The organism is Streptomyces sp. NBC_00539, assembly GCF_036346105.1.
GTDB lineage: Bacteria > Actinomycetota > Actinomycetes > Streptomycetales > Streptomycetaceae > Streptomyces.
The window spans coordinates 1,278,195-1,300,277 of the sequence record NZ_CP107811.1; the positions used below are offsets into that span (position 1 = coordinate 1,278,195).

Consider the following 22,083-nt stretch of genomic DNA (forward strand, 5'->3'; position numbering starts at 1 on the left):
GCTACTTGGCGATCAGCAGGTCGCGGAGCTTTTCACCGGCCGCGGGTGCCTGGCACAGGCCCGCACCGGTGAATCCGGCCGCGTACAGGAAGCGGCGGGTGGGGTGTTGGCCGATGAGGGGGGTGTTGTCGGGGCTGGCGTCGAAGTCGCCGGACCACGCGCGGTGCAGGCCGATGCCGTCCAGGGCGGGGAACAGGCTGCCGAGGTGGCCTGAGATGCGGCCGAGCCAGTCCTCACGTGCCTCCTCGGCCTTGGGCATGCCCATGGCCAGGAGGATGCGGTCCTTCCACGAGCGGATCCGCAGGCCGGACGAGGCGTGCATCGTCATGGGCATCTCGCGGTGCGGCGGGGGCGGAACGTCGGTGAACAGCATTTCGATGGCGTGGGGCGTCAGCGGCAGGTCGACCGACGCCATGGACGCCACCTCGCCGGACCAGGGGCCGGCCGTGCAGACGATGCTGTCGGCCTTGATCCTGCCCCGCGGGGTGTGGACGGTGTTGTCGTCGTCGATGCGGGTCACCGGTGTGTGGGTGAACAGGCGGGCGCCGTGATTGCGGGCGCCGGCGGCGTAGCCGCGGACGATGTCGAGGCCGTCCACGTGGTAGGCCTCGGGGGACCAGGCGGCGGCGAGCACGGCACGTTCGTTGATCAGCGGGTTGAGCTCGGACGCTTCGCGGGCACTGATCAGGCCGACTTGGACGCCCGCGGCCTGCTGGGCGTGGCGGGTGGCCTCGAAGCCGGCGATCTGCTGTTCGTCGGTGAACAGCACCATGAACCCGAGCCGCTTGAGGGCCAGGGGGGCCGCCGTGCGGTGGGCGAAGTCGTGGTAGGCGTTCAGGCTGCGCACGGCCATGCGCCCGGTGCCGGGATCGCCCGGGAAATAGGTGCGGACCATGCCCGCGGTGTGTGCGGACGAGCCGCCGCCGAGGCTTCCGCGTTCCAGCAGTACGGTGTTCACGCCGGCTTCGGCGAGGTGGTGGGCGGCAGAGGTTCCGATCACTCCCCCGCCGATGACGACGGCGTCGGCGCGGTCGGGAAGGGCGTTCGAGGTCTTCTCGGCTGCGGGCACGGCTACGCGGCTCCCTCGGCGCCCTGCTGGCGCAGGTGGTCCCCGGTCTCCCACGGGTACAGCTGCAGGTTCCAGCCGCCGAGGCAGTTGATGTAGAGGGCCATCTGGCTGGTGACGGCGTAGAAGTCGCCGCGGTCGAGGACGTCGAGGACGTCGAGGAAGCGCTGGGTGAACGCCCACAGCTTCTCCAGGCCGCAGTAGCCCAGGAACTCGGCGGGGACGCCGACCAGGAGGCGGGTCATGTGGACCAGGGACGCCATGGGCATGTCCTGTACGGCGGCACGGACGAGTCCGCCGTAGGCGGCGTAGCCCAGGGGCCGGGTCTCGCCGTTCACGAACAGCAGCGTGGGAAGGACGGTGCCGAAGTTGCCCGCCCGGGAGGGGATGACGCCCTGATGGAGGCCTTCCAGCTCGACCGGGGGCGCGAGCCAGATCTTCTCGGTCTCGGCGAGGATGTCCGCGATCAGTTGGGCGGCGTCCTCGTTGGCGGCGCGGAGCATCGGGATGCGGTGGCCACCCGGTCCGCCTGCGCGGCGGACTTCGGCGACGATCTGCTTCTTGGTGGAGTAGACGGCGTCCCAGATCGCCGCCCCGGCTTCCCGCAGGGCGGGCATGTCTGCTTCACGGATCCGGCCGACGGGGGTGGCCGGCATCGGCTCGGTCAGGGTGCCGTACTTGATGCCCAGGTGCTGCAAACCGGAGCAGAACACGGTGCCGTCGGGGGCCTCGCGCCGGTCGGGGATACGGGTGGCGTGGGGGGTGTGCAGCAGGGTGGGTATCGGCGCCACGTGGTAGAGGTGTTCTCCCGCGATGAGGGCGTGCCCCTGGAGGCTCTGGTAGGGCAGCGACTCCCACAGGGCGTCGGCGAGCGCCGGGTTGCGGTCGTCGAGATCGGCGGTGACCGTGATGCCCAAGTCGGGCCAGGAGATCGCGATCTGACGTTCGGACAGCTTCTCGGACATGATTTCTCCCCGTTCGTTGATCCGTCTTGCCCGAGGAGTACATCGTCAACTGGCTTGTTCCAGACAGGCGTTGAATACATGAAGCTTGATCATCCCGAGATGTACGTTCCTACGAGAATGACCCCGTCCACATACGAAGCCCCAGCTCAGGCGGCCGTCGGCGCGCGGGCTGCCTCGGCGCCGTTCGCCAATTCCGCTGCCGGATCAGGCGTGTTGTTCCTTTCGGCCCGCGGCTCGTGGGTGGCGGATAACAACGACCGGATCATCTGGCGGACGGCCCTGAGTACGCCGCGTCAGCACGGATCGTCCGGGTGGCTCCATTCGCCCATCGGGTCAGCGCGGGGTCTGCGGCGCGGGCCCTGGAGGCAGCGGCGCCATCCGAGGGGAGGCGATGCTGCCCGCCCCCACGCCGGTCGGGCACCATCGGGCAGCCGTGCGCTACCGGCCTGCCGTGGGCGCGCTGAACGTGTGCGGGGACTGGTATGACCTGGTCGACCTGCCCGGGGACCGCATCGCGGTCGCCGTCGGCGACGTGGTCGGCCATGGCCTGGGAGCCGCCTGCGTGATGGGGCAGTTGCGCAGTGCGCTGAGCGCGGCCGCCCGTGTCGCCGACGGCCCGGCCCGGGCCTTGGAAGTCCTGGGGCTGTATGCCCGCCATGTCGAGGGGGCCGAGTCGACCACGGTGGTGAAGACCTTTGTCGACTGGGACACCCACACGCTCACGTACAGCAGCGCCGGCCATCCGCCGCCTGCTCTGCTACACCCCGACGGCACGGTGACCTTCCTCGACCAGGCGACCGATCCGCCGCTCGGCGCCCGCCCCGAACACGTCCCGCGGCCGCAGGCCAGTACGGCTTTCGCCGAGGGCGCCACCCTGGTCATGTACACCGATGGGCTGATCGAGCGCCGCGACGAGGACATCGACGTGAGCCTGGGCCGCCTCGCCGACTCCCTCGTCCGTCATGGGGACACCGGCCCCGAGGTCCTGGCCGACGCTCCTGTCCGACCTCCTCCCGCCCGGCGGCAGTACCGACGACACCGCGCTGGTCATCATCCGCCTGTGACCCGTGCCGTCGAGAATCACCTCCGTACCGCGGCGGAAGTGCGGGCGGCGGCGGTCTCCACGGTTCACGATCCGTCGCTCGGGTGACGGGGCGGATCCTGCTGCCGCCGACGGTGCCGGACGGCAGCCACGACGAGCCGGATCCCGAGGCCGAGGACGATCAGGTCGGTGACCATCTGCCCGGTGACAACCAGCCTCGCGGTCTGGGACTTGGCGGTGATGTCGCCGAAGCCGACGGTGGCGAACACGGTGACGGCGAAGTACAGGCCGTCGGTGTGCGACAGGGGCCCTGCGAAGTTGGCCGGCGACAGCGCGGCCAGGACGACGTAGGCGGCGGCGAACAGCAGCAGGAAGAAGGGCACGCTGAGGGCCAGGGCCTCGACCGCGCGGACGACCGGGATCGGCGATCGGATGATCGTGCGGATCTGGAGGCCGACCAGCACGACGAACGCGACCAGCCCGGCGACCAGGATCGTGACGGCGAACCGTGTGGAGGTGCGGTCCAGGGGAAGGGCGTAGTAGAGGGCGAGCAGCGCGGCGACCGATGCCATCACCCTCAGCACCATCCACGCGATCCTGCCGGGGGAGAGCCCGGGCACGGACCGGTCGTCGCGTGCTGTCGTGGCGCGGCCCGTCATGACCTGCGCCGCACCCTGGCGAGGGCGCCCCGGAACGACAGACCGTGCTCCGTCCACACCAGGCCGAGTGCCGCTCCCAGCACCAGTACCACCCCGATCGCGATGAAGAAGGACATCAACGCGAACACGGTCCCGATCGACCCGTATCGCTCGTTGTAGCTGATGATCACGCCGGAGAAGATCACCGCGAACACCGCCATCATGCCCACCCAGCAGGCGCCGGTGGCGACGGCGCACGGCAGCAGCCTGCGCCAGGCCATCCTCCCGGCCAGCAGGAACCACATCGAGAACCAGAAGAAGACGAAGCTCAGCACCGTGTGCGTGACCCAGAACGGCACCCCACCGGTCCCCCGCAGCCCCGGTCCCGCCCCGGAGACCGCGAACGGCACGCCCACGACCAGTGCCAGCCAGACGAAAGCGCGGAGCGAGTCCGCCGCGCCCCGGGCCCGTACGTCGAACACCCGCTGGTACAACTGCTGCACGGCCTTCGCCCCGGCCAGACCGGCCAGGACGAAGAACACCCAGGACAGCCCGTTCACCGCGGCGGAGATGGCGGAGGAAGGGGCGAACAGCTTTTCGACGTAGGCCGCGGCCTGTTCGTTGAGTCCCATGCGATGCGACAGCGACGACGCCGCCGACTGCCCGGCCAGAGCAGTCACGATCAGGAAGAACGGCACCGCGCACAGCAGCAGCGTGGAGGCCAGCAACATGGCCTGGCTGAGGAAGTCCACCGCGCCCAGCCGGTGCCACAGGGAATCGGCCCACGATCCGGTGTACTTCCCCCTCCCCCAGTCGGCCGTCCGCCGCACACGGCCGGCGCCTCCCCGCGCCGCGGACGCACCGTCCGACGCCGGGGGTCCGGCAGCCTCCGACGACCGCGCCCCCGGCTCGTCCCCCTCGCTCTTCGGAGTTCTGCTCGAGGCATTCATGTTCCTCTCCCGGTGATGCGTTCACCCGGAGGTCGGCGATCGGCTCGAGCGCGCGGATCCGAGACCCGGCACCCGGCGATCACACCGCCGGCGGCATATGCCCTACCTCCAGCCCTCGGACTCACACCCGACCTTACGGACCCGTCCGGGCATTCGACATGAACACGTACGCCATTGGTGCGCGACGGGCGAGCCCCGGCCTGCCACGCCCCGGCGGCCCTACTGCTTGCCCCCACTTCGCGCAACCGCTTCCAGCGGCTGCCGCGAGGCGGATTTGACTGCCGCGGGGTCTCTGCCAAGGTGGAAAGTGTCATGTCCGAATCCCGCGGCTCGGCCCGCGAAAGCGTTCCCGGGGGCCTGACGCCGAACGGCGACCCTGTTCTCGCTGCTCGGTTCACGCTTCCTCATGTACCCAAGACGTTCATCCGCAGGGCCCGCTTGGCGCAGTGCCTCACCCGGGCCCTGACCGGTTCGGACCGTTTGGTGCTGGTCAACGGGCCGGCGGGGGCGGGCAAGACCTTGTTGGCCGCCGACTGGGTCCGTACGGCGCTCCTGCCCGGCCCGATGGCGTGGCTGACGGTCGAGTCCGGCGACAACACCCCGGGAATCTTCTGGGCCTACGTCCTGGAGGCCTTGCGTCACCACGGAATCCCTCTGCCCGACGACATCGCCGGTCCCGCTCGCCCGAGCGAGGTCGACGACTCGCTGCTGGCCCGGCTCGCCGCACACCTGAACGGCCGGACCGACCCGGTGGTCCTCGTCCTCGACGAGTTCGAACGGATCTCCGCGCCGGAAGTTGCCGACGAACTCCAGTTCGTCCTTCACCACGCGGGGGCGGGGCTGCGCCTGCTCCTCATCAGCCGTACCGAGCCGCTGCTGCCGCTGCACCGGTACCGCGCCGCCGGCGAGCTGACGGAGATCCGCGCCGCCGACCTGGCGTTCCTGCCCGGGGAGACGGCCGAACTCGCGCGCTTGCACGGCCTGTCCCTGTCGGACGGGGGCACTCACGCGCTGACCGAACGCACCGGTGGATGGGTTGCGGGGCTGCGCCTGTGCATCCTCGCGGCGCAGCGGGCAGAGGACCCGGAGACCTTTCTGAAGGAATTCGAAACGGGGCAGAGCACCGTTGCGGACTTCCTGCTGGCCGAGGTGCTGGAAACCCAGTCCGCCGCGAGCCAGGACCTGCTGTTGCGGACCAGCATCTGCGAGCGGATCCACCCCGGCCTGGCGAACGCCCTCACCGGACGGGACGATGCCGCTCCCGTCCTCGCGGAACTGCAACGCGCGAACGCGTTCGTCGAGCCGATCAGCCACTCGTGGTACCGGCTGCATCCCCTCTTCGCCGAGATCCTGCGCGCTCACCTGAACACCAGGCACCCCGGGCTGGAACACGAACTGCACGGCACGGCCGCCCGATGGCTGAGCGACGTCGGCCTGGTTGCGGAGGCCCTGCCGCACGCCGCCGACGCGGGGGACTGGGCGTTCGCCGCGGACCGGCTCGTTGACGACCTGGCGATCGGACAGCTCTTCACAGGGCTGAACGCGGACCGGCTCCGCGCGTTGTTCACCAGGATGGCGCCGGACACGCCCGGTCCCGCCGCCGGCCTGGTTCGCGCCGCCTGTGAGCTGGCTCGCTGCGACGTCGGCCGAGGGCTCGCGGACCTGGGCCGTGCCGAGGCACATCTGCCGCCGGTCGAAGCACAGGACGCGTCGGCCGCCCACCTGAGCTGTGCGTTGCTGCGGGTGATGGCCGGCCGGCTGCTCGGCTCGGCGGACATGGTCGAGTCCGCCTCCCGGCGGGCCGAGGAGCTCGAGGGACGGGAGGCCCTCGCGGAGCGTCTGGAGGCGCATCCGGAGATGCGCGTACTCAGGTTCGCCGCTCTGGGATCGGCTCGGCTGTGGGCAGGCCGCTTCGACGCGGCCCGGGCGGCGCTGACCTCTGCGGTGGAGGCGTCTCACGGGCCCTCCACTGCCCAGACGCAGCACGATGCCCTGGGCCGGCTCGCCCTGATCGACTTTCTCGAAGGGTGGCCGGGCCGGGCCGAGGAGCAGGCGCGGCTGGCGATCGCGGAGGCGGAGCGGTTCGGCTTGCCGCCCTCGGGTCGCACGTCCCTCGGGCGGCTGGTGCTGGCGGGCATCGACATCGAGCGCGACGATCTCGTCTCCGCCCGGGCCCATCTCCACCGGGCAACCCCGTCGTCTCCTTGCGCCCGTGACCCGATCACCGCGTGGTGGTGGTCCGTCACGAGCTCGCGGCTGCTGGTTGCCGGCGGCGACCCCGTCCAGGCCCTCCAGGTCCTCGACGACATGCGGGAGACGCCGTCAGCCACCTCACCGCCCTTCTGGGTGGACGGTCAAGTGGCGCTGGCCGCGGCCGCGGCCCATACGGCTCGGGGGCACCCGTGGTCAGCGGTCGAGGCGCTGGCCGAGTGGCAGGACGCAGGGCTGCACTACGCGATCGCTTCGGCCCACGCCCGGCTGGCGGCCGGTGACCGCGACGCGGCCCGCGCGCTCCTCGACGCGTTGCCCGGCCCCAACGGCCACGGGCCGGCCGTGACGGTCCGGGCCCTGCTGGTGCGGGCGCAGGTGGCTCGCATGCTGGGTGACGAGGCCACGGCCCGGCATCTCATCGCCCGTGCCCTTACCGTCGCCCGGCCCGGGCGTCTGAAGCGGCCGTTCTTGGAGGCCGGCCCCTGGCTCGGGCAACTGCTCGGCAGCGGGTCCCCTCCGGGGCGGGCGCATGACTGGCTGTCGATCGGTCCGGTGGCAAAGGCGCAGGCCGCGGATGGCGTTGGGGCCGGCCCTGCTCCCGTGGCCGAGCCGCTCAGTGACCGGGAATGCGAAGTCCTGGGCCTACTGGCCCAGATGATGTCCACGCAGGAAATCGCCGCAGAGCTGTTCCTGTCCGTCAACACGGTCAAGACCCACTTGAAGAACATCTACCGCAAGCTCGCCGTGACCCGGCGTGGTGAGGCCGTGCGCCGGGCCCGGGAACTCCATCTGCTGTGACGCCCCTGCGACGGTCGGCCGAGGTCACCCGGCCAGGGTGATGCGCCGCTCCGCACGACGGCGCAGCATGGGGCACGCGGGGGCCTGGAGGGACTCCAGCTGCGAGGGATGCGTGTTCATGGAATACGAGTTCCGCATCGAGGGGCAGATGTCGAGGACGATGACCGACGCGTTCCCGGAGCTGGAGGGCTGCGTCGTGTCCGGACAGACCTTGCTGTTCGGTCAGGTCATCGACGAGGCGCATCTCTACGGGCTGCTCGCGCGGTTCCAGTCGCTGGGCCTCCATGTGGTGGAGATGCGCAGGACCGCTCTCTGACGGGACATGACTCATCGGCGGACGCAACTGCCGTGGCAGCGGGCTCATTTGCAACCCCCCTCACACGGGCAGGGCGCGTCGTGCGACCGCTCGGCGTCGGCTTCCGCATACAGGCGCGTGATCAGCGCGGGGGTTGTCCCTGACCCAGCAGTCCGGCCATCGTGGGCATCGGCCGGTCGAAGGCGCAGTCCAGGCTGCAGATCGCCCCGGCCGGCTCGGCCGGCAGGCGGCACGTCCTGCCCCGGGCACCACGACTTCGAGCGGTGCTCGGGGGCAGGTCAGTGTGGTGGCGGCGGAGGGCGTTCCGTAGCAGCTTCCGCTCACCCTCTCACCGCCTCACCGCAGGCGGCCGCTTCGGCATGTCCGTCAGGGCTCTCGCCGCACGACGCACAGGCCCCAGATGACGAAGGCGTACAGCGCGATCAGGATGATCGACCAGAACGGGTAGTACGGGATCGACAGGAAGTTCGCGATGATCAGCAGTCCCGCGATGCAGACGCCGGCGACCCGGGCCCACGTGGCGCGGGCGAAGAGGCCGGCGCTGACGAGCAGGGCGATCACGCCGAGGATCAGCTGGATCCAGCCCCAGCTGGTCAGGTCGAACTTGAAGAGGTAGTTGGGGGTGGAGACGTAGACGTCGTCGTCGACGATCGCCATGATGCCGCGGAGGACGTCCAGGACGCCGGCGATGAACAGCAGGATGGCGGCGAACGTCGTCAGTCCGCCTGCCGCCCCCTCGGCTGTGTCCGAGCGGTTGTGAGTCGTGGTCATGGGTCTTCCTCACTTCGTCGGTGCGACGCAGCAGCCAACGCTGCTTCTTCCAGCATGTGAGGCGGCTCGGCAGGAATGATCACCCGCGGCGGGTGATGTCCGCAGGCCGGATCGCTGGTGCTCTGGCATCCCACGGACGGAGAGGGCCGGAGCCTGTCACCCGTGACGGGTGAGGCGAGACCGGCTGTTCCCGGTGAGAGTGGTCAGCAGTACATCCACGCGGTGGACGTCTTACGCGACTGCCGAGGACCGTTCCCGTTCCCCCGCGGCACGATCGACGGGGTCGTCGTCGATGTGTCCGGCGATCGCTACGTCGACCACGAGGCACAGGTAGTCGACCACGAGGCACAGGTATACGTGCTGCTCGACTGAACGGGCGCGATGCCCACGGCCAAGGAACGAGCCGGAAGAAGGGAGCCGGAGATGGCCGGGAATGCGGACGGGGCGCAGGACGTCAACGCCCCTGACGAGTCGGACGCCCCCGTGTTCGACACTCTGGTCCAGATGACGCTCAACGCGTTCGAGCGATCCGGTCTGGACCCCGAGACGTACCTGCTGACCCGCATCGCGGCGCTGGTGGCCCTGGGGGCCTCCCCCGCCTCGTACCTGCTCAACGTCGGCGCCGCCGACGACATCGGCGTGCCCCCGGAAAAGGTCCGGGGCACCCTCGTGGCCATCGCCCCCGTGGTCGGCACCGCCCGCGTGGTGGCCGCCGCCGGCGGCATCGGTGAAGCTTTCGGGCTGCGCTTGTTGCCCGGCGGGGGAGAGGAAGAAGGAGCGGTGAAATGAATCTGGCCTACGACTACCCGGTCCTCGGAGCGTTCTGGACCGTCATGTGGATCTTCCTCTGGATCCTGTGGATCGTCCTGCTCTTCCGGATCATCGTCGACATCTTCCGGGACGACACGCTCGGCGGGGGCGGCAAGACCGGATGGCTCATCTTCGTGGTGCTGCTGCCGTTCCTCGGCGTGTTCGTCTACGTCCTGGCCCGGGGCAAGGGCATGGGCAAGCGCGAGGTGAAGCACGCCCAGGAGCAGAAGCAGGCTTTCGACGAATACGTCCGGGACGCCGCCTTCAGTGGGGCCGGGAGCGAGGCGGATCAACTCGCCAGGCTCTCCGAGATGCGCGCCAAGGGCGACATCACCGACGCCGAATTCCAGCAGGCCAAGGCGAAGATCCTCCACTGAGCGCCGGGAGGTCGCGTCGCACCGGCCGCCGGCGGCAGCCGGTGCGGCGCCCTGTGACGCTTCCTCGGGATCAGGCGGCCTCGGCCCGCAGCCGCCCGGCCTTGATGGCGTCGACGAGCGCCTGGTGGTCCCGCTCGTTCTGGTCGGCGTACCGCTCTGCGAACGTCACCAACGCCCGGTCGAACGAATCGCCGCCGCCCAGATACGCGGCGATGGCGATGCGGTCACCGGACCTGGCGTGCGCGCGGGCCAGCGTCGCCCCGCACAGAGCGCCGAACGTGCGCATGCCACGCGGCACCATCTCTTCGGCCACCGCCACCCACTTCCAGTCCCGCAACTGCCTCACGTAGAAGTCCCGCCGTCGCCCGTCGATTCCGTCGACCCGCTCCCAACCCAGGAAGATGTCGCTGGTGGCCTGCATCAGCCGCTGCCCGGAGACGACCCGCTCGCCCTGCGTCGGGTAGGCGCTGGGCCCGGCGTGGGGCGCCAGCACGGACTCGTCGGCCTCCTTTGCCTGGAGGAACAGCGGGTCCTTGCCGTCCCGGCCCAGCAGGAGCACGATCCAGCAGCGCGTGCCCACACTGCCGACGCCCACGACCTTGCGTGCCATGTCGGCCACCCGGTACTGCTCCAGCAGGAACCGCCGGTCCGACTGGAGGGTTTTGCCGTAACGCTCCATCAGTCGGGTGATCTGCTGCTCCAGCCGCTCGCGCGATGCGTCCGGCAGCAGGTCCTCCAGAGGGGTGATGAGCGGCGGATCGGGGGTGATCCGCCGCTTGCCGTCGACGATCGTGGTGAGCTTGTCGAAGACCTGAACGGTGTCGTGCGCCCGTGCCTTGGTCACGGCCTGCGCCCAGCGTTCACGGCCCCGCGCGGACAGGTCCGCCCCGAACCGGCCCTGTACCCATGCCTCGTCGAACTGGGCGTACCAGACGGCCAGGTTGCCGATACCGGCGAAGGCCCGCATGCTCTCGCGGTAGGAGCGCACGGTGGCCCGTACGATCTTCGCCCGCTCCTTGGTGCTGAAGCCGTTTTCCCGGCCGGCGATGACGAGGCTGGCGGCCAGCCGCTTGACGTCCCACTCCCAAGGGCCGGGCAGCGTCTCGTCGAAGTCGTTGATGTCGAACATGAGCCGGCGCTCAGGGGAGGCCAGCAGCCGGAAGTTCAGCATGTGGGCGTCACCGCACAGTTGGGCGCGGAGCCCCGTCCTCGGTGTGTCCGCGAGGTCCGACGCCATGATGGCGGCGGCCCCGCGGTAGAACCGGAACGGCGACTCGGACATCCTTCCGTAGCGGATCGGTACGAGTTCGGGCAGCCGCGTCGCCGACTGCCGCTCGATGATCTCCAACGGATCCGGCCGCTCGGGCCCCGGCGAGAACTCGACGTGGCTGGAGCGGGGTACGGCGGCCCGCGCCTCCTTGCCCAGCGCGGCCCGCTCCCGTGCAGTGCGGTGCCGCAGGGTGCGGCCGTCCAGGTGGTTCTCGGCCATGGCAGCGGCTCCAGGGATGGACACGTGACTCGGCAGGGCACTCGGGACGGGCAGGGTCAGTGGGCGGCGGTACCGGCCCGGGGCGAAGCCGCCGGTGCGGAGCCGCCGTCGTCCAGGAATTCGCGGATCGCAAAGCCCACCAGGACGATCACGGCGGTCCACACCACGACCGCCGTCGTCGGGTAGCTCCAGGTGAACAGCACGATCGCGGCGATCACCAGGATGGCCACCCCGATCCAGCGCTTGAAGCGGTGGACGAACCGCCCGACCGCACCGAGACGAAGCCCCGCCGATGTCGTCACGTCGCGCAGGGCGCCGATGCTCCTGCGGCAACCGGTCCGCGTGAGGACGGCGATCCGGGACGGCCCCGCGAGGAAGGCGGCGACGGCGGTGAAGAGGGCGACCGCGGCGAGCGCCCGCACACCGGCCCGCAGGAACTTCACCAGTGCGTCGTACACGGTTCCCGCCGCGGCCTGGGACGCCCCGGGGGGCAGATGGTTGAGATAGACGTCGCGGGCGACGGTGAGGCCGATCCCGAGAACCAGCATGGCGACGAACACGGCCAGCGCGGCCCCGATGAGCGCGTGCCGGCGGTTGAACGCCACGTACACTCCGGCGGCCGCGAACAGCAACGCGATGACGGGCAGCCAGCCGCCGAGGATCTCCAGCACTCTCATGTAGGTCTTGATCTTGCCGACGTCTTCCGACGCGAACACCACGAAGTTCGTGTGGACGGCCGGGATCTTCGCTGCCGGTGAGAAGCCCGCGTCGACCAGCTGGTCCTTCACCTGGGCGACGATCGGACCGAGGTCGATGACGACCTGGTTGTTCTCGAGCTTGACCGCGCTGTCGGAATGACCCGTCAGCGCCTTGTCCAGCGCCGTGTGCGCCCTGCGGTTGCCGTTCACCCAGACCTTCTCGAACGCACTGCTGGTGACCACCCGCTCCACCGTGCTGCTGACCACCCGCTTGAGACCGCTCGAGATCGGTTTGTCCAGACCGCCCAGCAACGTGGCCAGCCGCGGTGGGGCACCTTTCTCCGCGGCCGCGTCCGTCAGCTCCTTGACCAGCGCGTCCACGTCGATCTGCGCCAGCACGGCGGCGGTGACCCGGTTGGTGACCGCCTCCTGCACGTCGGGATCGCTCGCCAGCGGCCCGACGGTGGCGACGTAGCGGTCGGTGTCCTGCACGATGCTGTTGGCCCACACCGCCACGACGGACAGCATCGACAGCAGCGCGGCGAGGAGGATCAGCACCGCCGAGCCGAGTGAGCGAAGCGGGTGGTGCCGTGGCAGACCTGCCGGCCGGGAACCCTCCAGGGCGTTCACCCGCTGCCGCAGATCGGCCAGCTCGCTGCGCTCCGCGGCCGAGAGCTGCTTGCCACCGTGGTCGCTCATGGCCCCCAGCAGATCTGTCCGGCGAACGGCGCGCGACCTGGGCCGAGCCAGTCGGGTGAACGGGTACCGAGGTGCGACGGCGGCACCCCGATGATGCAATTGGGTGAGGGGGTCACCGGGAGCATGAGCGAACACCAGAGGTGACGTCGTGAGCGACGAATTCGAAGACGTGGGCGAAGTGGGCCCGATCGACTATCTGGTCGTCGAGTTTCCCGGTAACCGGATGACGGGCGAGGGCTTCCCCATCCTCGTCGATCTCGTGGACCGCGGCCTGATCCGGATCCTGGACCTGATGTTCGTCAAGAAGGACGACGACGGATCCGTGACCGGCATGGAGATCGCAGACCTCACCGGCGACGGCCGGCTCGACCTGGCCGTCTTCGAGGGAGCGTCGTCAGGGCTCCTGGGCCAGGATGACCTCGAGGAGGCGGGCGCCGCGCTGGAGCCCGGCAGTTCCGCAGGCATCCTGATCTACGAGAACCTGTGGGCCGCCCCCTTCGCCGCCGCGCTGCGTCGCGGCGGAGGCCGGATGGTCGCCTCCGGGCGGATCCCGGTGACCGACCTCGTCGACGCCCTCGAGGCGATCGAGGCCGCTCACTAGGGCAGAGCTCGACAGGACAGAAGGGACACAGCCATGCCAGGTCTCCTCCGCGGGGTAGCGCGCACCGCCGTCGTCGCCGGAACGGCGACCGCCGTGTCGAACCGTGTATCACGCCGACAGCAGGGACGATGGGCGGCGCAGCAAGAACCCCAGCCGGCGTCCTACGCCGAACCGCCGGCGGCTCCGGCGGCTCCGGCGGCTCCCGACATGACGAGCAAGATCGAGCAGCTGAAGCAGCTCGGCGAGCTCAAGAACCAAGGCGTGCTCACAGAGGCCGAGTTCGAGGAACAGAAGCGCAACATCCTCGCGTCATGAGTCGCTGGTCATGGGGCCGGGTGCGCTGACGCGGGCAAGGCGGGTCTGTCCCCGAGTACCCGAGTGGTCCCCACAAACGATCGAGGGCCGTTACAGATTTCTCTGCAACGGCCCTCGACCTACGACTCTCTTGAGTCGGGACGACAGGATTTGAACCTGCGACCCCTTGACCCCCAGTCAAGTGCGCTACCAAGCTGCGCCACGTCCCGAGCGCCGCTGACCTGGGGTTTCCCCCGGCCGAACCGGCAGGGAAACAATACCGCACTTCACGGGGTGGCCGCGCGCACATTCACCTTCCGGGTCATCTGACGGACGGGGCCACCGGCGCTTGACCTCAAGCAGGCTTGAGGTTGCACGGTAGGTGCATGACGCAAACACACGGGGACACGGAGCTCCGCTACGAGGACCTGGGCCGTCTCCTCTCGCTCATGACCGGCGCCGAGAAGCACGGGGCCGCCGCCACCTCCACGCTCGACGTGCTCTGGGTGCTGTACGACCGGGTGCTGCGGGTCGGACCCGGAACCGCGCAGGACGTGGAGCGCGACCGGTTCCTGCTGTCCAAGGGGCACGGGCCGATGGCGTACTACGCCGTACTCGCCGCCAAGGGGTTCTTCCCCGTGGAGTGGCTCGGCGGCTTCGGCGGGTTCGACTCCCCGCTCGGGCACCACCCCGACCGCACCTTGATCCCCGGCGTCGAGATCGGCAGCGGCTCCCTCGGGCACGGGCTGCCGCTGGCCGTCGGCACCGCGCTGGGTCTGCGCGCGCAGGGGCTGGACGACCCGGCGGTATGGGTGCTGATCGGAGACGCGGAGCTGGACGAGGGGAGCAACCACGAGGCGCTCGCCTACGCCGGTTCGGCCGGGCTGGAGCGCCTGCACACCGTGGTGATCGACAACGACTCGGCGACCCACGGCTGGCCCGGCGGGATCGCCTCCCGCTTCGAGGCCGCCGGCTGGTCGGCGACCACCGTGGACGGCCGGGACCACGCCGCACTGCACGCCGCCTTCACGGCGCCGCACCCGGGCCGGCCGCACGCCGTCGTGGCCCGCGTCGAGAAGAAGTTCTGAGACCACGCGCACAAGGGGATGGGGAGAAATGGACACCATGCGGGAGCGGTTCATCACGGTCACGTCGAGGATGCTCGACGAGGACCCCCGGCTGGCACTCGTACTCGCCGAGATCACCATGGACGGGTTTCGCCCCGCCCTGCGGCGCCACCCCGACCGGGTGATCAACGTGGGCATCCGGGAGCAGCTCCTCGTCGGAGTGGGCGGCGGACTCGCCCTGACCGGGCTGCGGCCGATCGTGCACACGTTCGCCAGCTTCCTGGTGGAGCGGCCGTTCGAGCAGGTCAAGCTGGACTTCGGGCACCAGGACACGGGCGGCGTCCTGGTCAGCGCGAGCGCCAGCTACGACTGGCCTGCCGGCGGGTTCACCCACATGGCACCCGGCGACGTGGCCCTCCTCGACACCCTCGACGGCTGGACCGTGCACGTGCCGGGCCACCCCGACGAGGCGGAGGCGCTGCTGCGCGACGCGTACGCCGCCGGGGACGACAAGGTGTACGTCCGCCTCAGCGAGCAGACGAACACCGAGCCGCGTCCCGTCATCGGGCCGGGCCCGCACACCGTGCGGGAGGGGCGGGCGGGGGTGGTGCTGGCGGTCGGCCCGCTGCTGGACAACGTCCTCGCCGCGACGGAGGGCATGGACGTGACCGTGCTGTACGCGACGACCGTACGGCCCTTCGACGACGCGGCCCTGCGCGCCGCCGTCGGGCGGGGCACGCCGGCCGATGTGGTCCTGGTCGAGCCGTACCTCGCCGGGACGTCCACGGCTGCGGCGAACGACGCCCTCGGCGACGTTCCGCACCGGGTCCTGGGCCTGGGCGTCGGCCGCGCGGAACTCCGGCGCTACGGCACCATCGCCGAACACACCGCCGCCCACGGCCTGGACGCCCGCTCGCTGAGGGAGCGGATCTCCGCCTTCCTGCGCCCGGAGGGCCCGAACCGCGGGACGAGCCCGGCCCCAAGGCCCTAAGGCCCTAAGGCCCTAAGGGCTGTCCTCCCGCTCCCGCAGCAGCCCCGCGAGCTCCGCCGCGAGCGCCTTCACCGTCCCCAGCCCCTCGGTCCCCCACCGCCTCGGCGCCACGTCCACCGCGCACACCGTCCCGAGGACGGAGCCCCGCCGGTCCGTCAGCGGGGCTCCCGCGTAGGAGCGCACCCCGCTCTCGTCCACGACGGCGTTGCCCGCGAAGCGCGCGAAGTCCCGTACGTCCTCCAGGACCAGCGCCCGCCTCCGGACCACCACATGGGGGCAGTACCCGCGGTCGCGGGTCAGCACGCGGGCCGGGTAACCGCTCGGCGGGGCGTCGGGCCGGTGGTGGAGGCCCGCGAAGAACTGCCGTTCCTCACCGATGAAGTTGACCCCCGCGTACGGTACGTCCAGGGTCTGCGCGATCCGCCGCGCGAAGGCGTCGAGTTCCGCGTCGGGCCGCTCGCCGAGCCCCAGTTCGCGCAGCCGGACCGCGCGGGCGGGTGCCTCCCGGTCCACCGGGGTGAGCAGCAGATGGCCGGTCGATTCGTAGTACGTCATGACGGTTCCCCCGATCCTCCTAGGTGGCCAGGTCCGCCGCGCTCGCGGACCTGGCGTTGAACAGCAGGTGGTGGACGAGGGCGGCCAGCGCCCCCGTGCCGGAACTGGTCAGCCGGGCGTCACACCGCACGACGGGCACCTCCGGTCCGAGCCCCACCGCCTCCCGGACCTCGGCGGGCGTGTAGCGGTGGCAGCCGTCGAACTCGTTGACGGCGACGACGAATGCGATCCCGCGCCGCTCGAAGAAGTCCACGGCCGGGAAGCAGTCCGCGAGACGGCGCGTGTCCGCGAGGACCACCGCCCCCAGCGCGCCGGCGCACAGCTCCTCCCAGAGGAACCAGAAGCGCTGCTGCCCGGGCGTGCCGAAGAGGTACAGGACGTGCCCCCCGTCGAGGGTGATCCTTCCGAAGTCCAGCGCGACGGTGGTCGTCGTCTTCGTCTCCACCCCCTCCAGCGGGTCGGCGCCTTCGCCCAGGTCGCTCAGCCGCTCCTCCGTGCACAGCGGCTCGATCTCGCTCACCGCGCCCACGAAGGTGGTCTTCCCCGCTCCGAACCCGCCCGCGACCAGGATCTTCAAGGTCGCGGGCAGGCCCCGGCCGTCACAGCCTTCGGCGTAGGCCATCGAGCACCGCCCGCAGCAGGTCCAGGTCGTCGGCGGGGAGCGAGTCACCGCCCGGGAACCTCGGCGTCCGCGCCTCCACCGCCCCGTGTTCCATCAGGTCGGACAGCAGCACCTTCACCACCCCCGTCGGGAGCCGTAGCTGACCGGCCACCTCGGCGACCGTCACCGCCGCCGCGCCGGCGCACAAGCGCAGCGCGAGGGTGTGTTCCGCGCCGAGGGGCGCACGCGGGCGTACGCCCGTCGCCGTCACCACCGAGAGCAGGTCGAGCGCGGCGGCGGGCCGGGTCCGGCCGCCGCTCGCCGTGTACGGCCGCATGACCCGGCCCGCCGTGTCGTCCAGCCAGGGGGCGGTCTCCCGCCGGGTGCCGGACCCGTAGGCCCCCCGCGCCGCGGCCCTCATCGTTCGCCGTCGGCGACGGGCCGACGCGGCGGGGCCGCCAGGTAGGGACGTACGCTCTTCACCAGCATCGCCATCTCGTAGCCCAGCACACCCGCGTCGGCCTCCCGGTCCGCCAGCACCGCGAGGCAGGTGCCGGACCCGGCCGCCGATACGAAGACCAGCGCCGAGTCGAGTTCCACCACCACCTGCCGGACCTCCGCGCCGTCCGCGAACCGGGATCCGGCGCTGCGGCCCAGCGAGTACAGGCCCGAGGCCAGCGCCGCCAAGTGGTCGGCGCTGTCGGCGTCCAGGCCGTGCACGCAGCTGACCAGGCCGTCCGCCGTGAGCAGCACCGCGCTGCGCGTGTACGGCACGCGTTGCACCAGGCCGCCGAGCAGCCAGTCGAGATCCGAGAGCCGGCTTGTCCCGGTCGCCACTTCGCCGCTCATGAGGGTGCGCTCCTTGCTGGGGTGGGGGTGGGGGTGGGGAAGGGAGGCGGCCGGGGGCCGGTCGCCGGACGGCGTCATGCCGGGGGCTCCGACCCGGCCCTGTCGAAGCCGCGCCGGAAGGCCGCCATCAGGCCGGGATCGTGTACGGGCGGCTCGGCTTCCGGGGCCCGGCGCGGGGCGGGGGCCTCGCGCAACTCGGGCACGAGGTGCTCCTGGGCGCGGCGCCGGGGCAGCGTCGGCCGGTCGGGATCCCTCCGCGCGGCGGGCACGGTGACTGCCGCGGGCACCAGGCCTCCGGCGGCGGCGCCGGGGCCCGCGTGGCATGCGGCCCCCGCTCCGGCGCCGGGGCCCGCGTCCAAGGCGGGGCCGGCATCCAAGGCGGGGCCCGCATCCAAGGCGGGGCCCGCATCCAAGCCCGGGCCGGCTTCGAAACCTGGCCCGCGCCCCCCGTCGGACACGGCGTACGGGGCCGGCCCGGCCACCGGCTCCGCGAGCGGCTCCGTACGCGGCCACGGCACCGGCTCCACCCGCACCGGCACCGGCTCCGGCTCCGCCCACGTCGGCACCGACGGGGCCGCGGCCGCCGGTTCGGCCCGGTGCGGCGCGGGCGGCACGCGTACCGGCTCCAGCACAGGCACCGCCGCCCCCACCCCGGTCCCCCACGACGTGGCCGTCGAACCGCCCTGCGCGTCGGCGGCGCCCGGCGCCTGCGCGCCCAGCAGCTCGTGCGGCAGTACGAGCACGGCACGCACCCCGCCGTAGATGTTGGACTTGAGCTCGACGGCGACCCCGTGCCTGCGCGCGAGCGCCGACACCACGAACAGGCCGATCCGGCCGTCCGCCAGCAGGTGCCGCACGTTGACCTGATCGGGGTCGCCCAGCAGGGCGTTCATCCGGTGCTGCTCCTCGGCCGGCATGCCCAGCCCCCGGTCCTCCACCTCGACCGCGATCCCTGCGGTGACGCGTTCGGCGCGCACCACCACGTCGGTGTCGGGGGCGGAGAAGACGGTGGCGTTCTCGATGAGCTCGGCCAGCAGGTGGACGACGTCGGCGACGGCGTGTCCGCGCACGGTGCCGCCCGCCGGGGGCACCACCTTGACCCGGGTGTACTGCTCGACCTCCGCTACGGAGGACCGCAGCACCTCGCTCAGGTCGATGGGCCGGGTCCACTGCCGTCGGGAGGCGGCGCCGCCGAGCACGGCGAGGTTCTCGGCGTGGCGCCGGATCCGGGTGGCCAAGTGGTCGACGTGGAAGAGCTCTTTGAGCAGGTCCGGGTCCTCGACCGTGTCTTCGAGGTCGTCCAGCAGGGAGATCTCGCGGTGCACGAGGGACTGGAGCCGGCGCGCCAGGTTGACGAAGACCTCGACCTTGCGGTCGCTGTCGGACGGGGCGGCGGCCTGTCCGGCCAGCCGTACGAGGACTTGGTGCGCCTGCTCACGGGCGCCGCGCAGCTCCTGCGCGAGCAGCCAGAACTCGTCCACGCCCGCGGGGTCGGTGCCCGGCGGGATCCCGCCCGGACCGCCGGGCACCGGACGGGGCGGGGCCTCGCCCCGCTCCAGCCGGTCTGCGGCCGCCCGCAGTTCCTGGCGGCCGCGGAGGCTGGAGCGGCGCAGCGCCTCGCACCGTTCGCGTACGGCCTTCGCCGCGCGCCGGCCCCCGAGCAGGGCTGCGGCGAGCGCACCGACGACGAGCAGCCCGCAGCCGGTGAGTGCCGGCCACAGCCGGGGGTCGCGGGTGCCCGCACCGCCACCGAGCTGCAGGGTGAAGATCACGGCGGCGGCGCCGCTGAGCCCGGCGGCGAGCGTGGGCAGGACGGCGGCCCGGACCAGCTGGGGGCGTAACTGCCGGCCGGGGCCAATGGCGGCGAGTCTCGACGGAGCGTGGCGGGCGGCGCGGTATCCGGACATCGGGGTCCTCGGTACGTGGGGCTTCCGGGCCCCCGGCACTGCCAAGGCCCGGTGTTGATCACCGGATACCCACGCTAGACCGCACGGTCCCACCCCGGGCCGCCAGTTGGGCAACTTCACCGGGGTCTTACCGCCTGGGAAGGAGCGCTCGTACGGCCGCCCGAATCCGCCGTCGGCGCCGTGCGGTCACCGACGGCGGCGCGTGGCCGTTACGAGCCCACCGACTCCGGCTCCTCGTGCGGCAGCGCGGGCTTCGACCTGGCGGCGGCCGGACGGGCGGCGGGTGCCGTCACCGGGGCGGCGTTCGCGACGAAGGGGCGCCACCACGGCTCGGCAGGCGCGTCGGCGGCTCCCGGCTCGAAGGGCTGGCCGGGTACCGGCAGGGCGATCGCCGCACCGGCCGCCTCCGCCGCGGCGAAGGTGCCCTCGCCGGGCTCGTCCCACGGGTGCGGGGCCAGGTTGAAGGTGCCCCAGTGGATCGGCAGCATCGTGCCGTGCGGGGTGCCGCCCTGGAGGTCGAGGTGGGCGCGCATGCCCTCCTCGGGGGTCATGTGGATGTCGGGCCAGTACTCGGAGTACGCCCCGATCTGGATCATGGTGGCGTCGAACGGCCCGTGCGCGGCGCCGATCTCCTGGAAGCCGGGGAAGTAGCCCGTGTCACCGCTGTGGTAGATCCGGTGCGCGTCGCCCTGGACGACCCAGGACGCCCACAGGGTGAACTGCTGGTTGCGCAGGCCGCGTCCGCAGAAGTGCCGGGCGGGGGTGGCGGTGAGGGAGAGCCCGGCGACCTTGGTGCTCTCGTTCCAGTCCAGCTCGCGCAGCCGTTCCGCGGGGACGCCCCAGCGCTCCAAGTGGGCGCCGACGCCGAGCGGGACGGCGAAGACCGTGTCCGTACCGGCGAGCGCCTTGATCGTCGGGAGGTCGAGGTGGTCGTAGTGGTCGTGCGAGATCACCACGACGTCGACCTCCCCGAGCGAGGCCAGCGGTACCGGCACCGGGTGCAGCCGCTTGGGCCCGGCGAAGGGGAAGGGGGAACACCGCTCGCCCCAGACCGGGTCGAACAGCACGCGGCGGCCGTCGATCTCGGCGAGGACGCTGGAGTGCCCCATCCAGGTCAGCCGCAGTCTGCTCGCCGGCGGCTTGGCGAGCTCGGCCAGGGTCGTCGGGTACACCGGGACGGGTGCACCCGGGCTGCGCCGCAGGCGCTGCTCCTTGTGGAAGTAGATCTTGGCGAACTCCGCCATGGAACCGGAAGGCCTGGTCCGGGCCCCCACCGGGTTCTGGAAGACTCCATCGGCGAAGTTCGGCGAGCGCAGGATCCGCTCCAGCCGGGCACCGGACGGGTCCGCGCCGAAGGCTTCGGGCCGCAGGGCGCGCAGCCGGGGACGCAGGGGACGGGAGTCGGACAAGGCGCCTCCTGGGAGGATGGGGGCTGGACGGTCGTAGATGTCTACGACCATCCCAACGCACACCGGCCCCCGGGGATTCCGCTTGCGTCCCCCGGCGTGTCGCGCCCGACCCCCGCCGACCCCGCCGACCACGCCCTGCGACGCGGCAGGTCCGCCCCGCCCCGCCCCCTACAACGGCAGCAGGTCCGGCCGCTTCGCCGCGACGTGGTCCCCGGAGGACTCGCCGCGCAGCCGCCGCCCGATCCAGGGAACCAGGTGCTCGCGCGCCCACTGGATGTTGTCCCGCGTCACGTCCACCGAACCGCGCGGCCGCTCCGGCGGCCACGGCTGGTCGGGGTCGGCGGGTACGTCGAGGCCGAGCACCTGGGCGGCGCGCAGCGCGACCCGGGTGTGTCCTTCGGGTGACAGGTGCAGCCGGTCGGTGTCCCAGGCCCGCCGGTCCTGTACGGACTTGAGCGACCAGAGGTCGAGTACCGGGCAGTCGTACCGGTCGGCGATGGCGCGCACATGTGCGCTGTACGTCGCCACCTTGCCGCGCAGGTGCTTGAGGACCGGCACCCCCCGGGTGTCGAACCCGGTCGTGATCATGACCTGGCCGACGGAGCCGGTGAGGTCGGCCACGGCCGCCTCGAAGCGCTCGGCCACGTCGTCCGGGTCGGTCCCCGGACGGATGATGTCGTTGCCCCCCGCGCAGAAGGTGACCAGGTCGGGCGCGAGGGCCTTGGCCCTCGGCACCTGGTCGGCCACGATCTGGTCGAGCACCTTCCCCCGGACGGCCAGGTTCGCGTACCGGAAATCGTGTTCTTCCCGCTGATCGGCCAGGAGCACGGCGAGCCGGTCCGCCCAGCCGAGATACGAATCCCCGGGTCCCGGGTCCCCTACTCCCTCGGTGAAGCTGTCCCCGATCGCCGCGTACGAACCGATGGTCTTGAGTGTCGTCTTCGTCGCTGCCACAGCACCACATCCTTCACCCCCGCGG

The 22,083-nt window shown here is 71.6% G+C and carries 23 protein-coding genes, 1 tRNA gene and 1 pseudogene; 10 read left to right on the plus strand and 15 right to left on the minus strand.

Features of this window, described 5'->3' with window-relative positions:
• Position 1: 1 nt before the first annotated feature.
• Both OG861_RS05685 and OG861_RS05690 read right to left on the minus strand, forming a co-directional pair.
• Complete coding sequence (locus tag OG861_RS05685; RefSeq protein ID WP_330261384.1) at positions 2–1,069, minus strand: NAD(P)/FAD-dependent oxidoreductase; 1,068 nt, start codon at positions 1,067–1,069, stop codon at positions 2–4.
• A 2-nt stretch (positions 1,070–1,071) separates the two neighbouring features.
• Complete coding sequence (locus OG861_RS05690) at positions 1,072–2,031, minus strand: hypothetical protein (RefSeq protein WP_329199877.1); 960 nt, start codon at positions 2,029–2,031, stop codon at positions 1,072–1,074.
• Positions 2,032–2,416: 385 nt separating this feature from the next.
• Here OG861_RS05690 and OG861_RS05695 point away from each other — a divergent pair.
• Positions 2,417–3,095: pseudogene (locus OG861_RS05695) on the plus strand (PP2C family protein-serine/threonine phosphatase); the annotation flags it as partial.
• Between the two features lie 64 nt (positions 3,096–3,159).
• Here OG861_RS05695 and OG861_RS05700 read toward each other — a convergent pair.
• A complete protein-coding gene (locus OG861_RS05700; RefSeq protein WP_329199876.1) occupies positions 3,160–3,732 on the minus strand; it encodes a potassium channel family protein in 573 nt (190 codons plus the stop codon).
• A complete protein-coding gene (locus tag OG861_RS05705) occupies positions 3,729–4,541 on the minus strand; it encodes a YhjD/YihY/BrkB family envelope integrity protein (RefSeq protein ID WP_330261385.1) in 813 nt (270 codons plus the stop codon). The genes OG861_RS05700 and OG861_RS05705 overlap by 4 nt, the downstream gene beginning before the upstream one ends.
• A gap of 432 nt (positions 4,542–4,973) precedes the next feature.
• Between OG861_RS05705 and OG861_RS05710 the strand changes: the two genes are divergently transcribed.
• Both OG861_RS05710 and OG861_RS05715 read left to right on the plus strand, forming a co-directional pair.
• Positions 4,974–7,670, plus strand: coding sequence for a LuxR C-terminal-related transcriptional regulator (locus OG861_RS05710; RefSeq protein WP_330261386.1), 2,697 nt, complete (start codon positions 4,974–4,976; stop codon positions 7,668–7,670).
• A gap of 118 nt (positions 7,671–7,788) precedes the next feature.
• On the plus strand, positions 7,789–7,986 hold the full coding sequence (locus tag OG861_RS05715) for a hypothetical protein (RefSeq protein WP_329199871.1): 198 nt from the start codon (positions 7,789–7,791) through the stop codon (positions 7,984–7,986).
• Between the two features lie 366 nt (positions 7,987–8,352).
• Here OG861_RS05715 and OG861_RS05720 read toward each other — a convergent pair whose 3' ends face one another.
• A complete protein-coding gene (locus tag OG861_RS05720) occupies positions 8,353–8,757 on the minus strand; it encodes a DUF7144 family membrane protein (protein WP_329199869.1) in 405 nt (134 codons plus the stop codon).
• A gap of 222 nt (positions 8,758–8,979) precedes the next feature.
• Between OG861_RS05720 and OG861_RS05725 the strand changes: the two genes are divergently transcribed.
• The 3 genes from OG861_RS05725 to OG861_RS05735 are packed head-to-tail and all read left to right on the plus strand — an operon-like array spanning position 8,980 to position 9,944.
• The gene (locus tag OG861_RS05725) at positions 8,980–9,129 is read left to right on the plus strand and encodes a hypothetical protein (RefSeq protein ID WP_329199867.1); all 150 of its coding nucleotides are present in this window, start codon (positions 8,980–8,982) and stop codon (positions 9,127–9,129) included.
• A 51-nt stretch (positions 9,130–9,180) separates the two neighbouring features.
• A complete protein-coding gene (locus tag OG861_RS05730; protein WP_329199865.1) occupies positions 9,181–9,546 on the plus strand; it encodes a carboxymuconolactone decarboxylase family protein in 366 nt (121 codons plus the stop codon).
• Positions 9,543–9,944, plus strand: a complete 402-nt coding sequence (locus OG861_RS05735; RefSeq protein WP_330261387.1) for an SHOCT domain-containing protein — start codon at positions 9,543–9,545, stop codon at positions 9,942–9,944. Before OG861_RS05730 ends, OG861_RS05735 begins: the two co-directional genes overlap by 4 nt.
• A 70-nt stretch (positions 9,945–10,014) precedes the next feature.
• On the opposite strand, the gene OG861_RS05740 is transcribed toward OG861_RS05735, so the two are convergent.
• Both OG861_RS05740 and OG861_RS05745 read right to left on the minus strand, forming a co-directional pair.
• The gene (locus tag OG861_RS05740) at positions 10,015–11,433 is read right to left on the minus strand and encodes a DUF2252 domain-containing protein (protein WP_329199861.1); all 1,419 of its coding nucleotides are present in this window, start codon (positions 11,431–11,433) and stop codon (positions 10,015–10,017) included.
• A gap of 56 nt (positions 11,434–11,489) precedes the next feature.
• Entirely contained in the window at positions 11,490–12,830 is a 1,341-nt protein-coding gene (locus tag OG861_RS05745; RefSeq protein ID WP_329199860.1) for a hypothetical protein, read from the minus strand.
• A gap of 148 nt (positions 12,831–12,978) precedes the next feature.
• Between OG861_RS05745 and OG861_RS05750 the strand changes: the two genes are divergently transcribed.
• Entirely contained in the window at positions 12,979–13,431 is a 453-nt protein-coding gene (locus OG861_RS05750; protein WP_330261388.1) for a DUF6325 family protein, read from the plus strand.
• Between the two features lie 33 nt (positions 13,432–13,464).
• Positions 13,465–13,746 (plus strand): SHOCT domain-containing protein, encoded by a 282-nt coding sequence (locus tag OG861_RS05755; protein WP_329199856.1) that lies wholly within the window; start codon positions 13,465–13,467, stop codon positions 13,744–13,746.
• Between the two features lie 135 nt (positions 13,747–13,881).
• On the opposite strand, the gene OG861_RS05760 is transcribed toward OG861_RS05755, so the two are convergent.
• A tRNA-Pro gene (locus OG861_RS05760) sits at positions 13,882–13,955 on the minus strand.
• Between the two features lie 156 nt (positions 13,956–14,111).
• Between OG861_RS05760 and OG861_RS05765 the strand changes: the two genes are divergently transcribed.
• Entirely contained in the window at positions 14,112–14,813 is a 702-nt protein-coding gene (locus OG861_RS05765) for a transketolase (RefSeq protein ID WP_329199854.1), read from the plus strand.
• A gap of 28 nt (positions 14,814–14,841) precedes the next feature.
• Positions 14,842–15,783 carry a transketolase family protein gene (locus OG861_RS05770; protein ID WP_330261389.1) on the plus strand — a complete coding sequence of 314 codons (942 nt, stop codon included), beginning with the start codon at positions 14,842–14,844 and terminating at the stop codon, positions 15,781–15,783.
• A 12-nt stretch (positions 15,784–15,795) separates the two neighbouring features.
• On the opposite strand, the gene OG861_RS05775 is transcribed toward OG861_RS05770, so the two are convergent.
• From OG861_RS05775 to OG861_RS05805, 7 genes are all read right to left on the minus strand, one after another.
• Positions 15,796–16,338: a GAF domain-containing protein gene (locus OG861_RS05775; protein ID WP_329199851.1), complete on the minus strand. Its 543-nt coding sequence runs from the start codon at positions 16,336–16,338 to the stop codon at positions 15,796–15,798.
• Between the two features lie 19 nt (positions 16,339–16,357).
• Positions 16,358–16,960 (minus strand): GTP-binding protein, encoded by a 603-nt coding sequence (locus tag OG861_RS05780; protein WP_329199850.1) that lies wholly within the window; start codon positions 16,958–16,960, stop codon positions 16,358–16,360.
• On the minus strand, positions 16,938–17,360 hold the full coding sequence (locus OG861_RS05785) for a DUF742 domain-containing protein (RefSeq protein ID WP_329199848.1): 423 nt from the start codon (positions 17,358–17,360) through the stop codon (positions 16,938–16,940). The genes OG861_RS05780 and OG861_RS05785 overlap by 23 nt, the downstream gene beginning before the upstream one ends.
• A complete protein-coding gene (locus OG861_RS05790; RefSeq protein ID WP_329199846.1) occupies positions 17,357–17,788 on the minus strand; it encodes a roadblock/LC7 domain-containing protein in 432 nt (143 codons plus the stop codon). Before OG861_RS05790 ends, OG861_RS05785 begins: the two co-directional genes overlap by 4 nt.
• A gap of 74 nt (positions 17,789–17,862) precedes the next feature.
• Positions 17,863–19,695 (minus strand): ATP-binding protein, encoded by a 1,833-nt coding sequence (locus tag OG861_RS05795; protein ID WP_330261390.1) that lies wholly within the window; start codon positions 19,693–19,695, stop codon positions 17,863–17,865.
• A gap of 209 nt (positions 19,696–19,904) precedes the next feature.
• Positions 19,905–21,104, minus strand: a complete 1,200-nt coding sequence (locus OG861_RS05800; protein WP_329199842.1) for an MBL fold metallo-hydrolase — start codon at positions 21,102–21,104, stop codon at positions 19,905–19,907.
• A gap of 168 nt (positions 21,105–21,272) precedes the next feature.
• Positions 21,273–22,058: an SGNH/GDSL hydrolase family protein gene (locus OG861_RS05805; RefSeq protein ID WP_329199840.1), complete on the minus strand. Its 786-nt coding sequence runs from the start codon at positions 22,056–22,058 to the stop codon at positions 21,273–21,275.
• Positions 22,059–22,083: the final 25 nt, after the last annotated feature.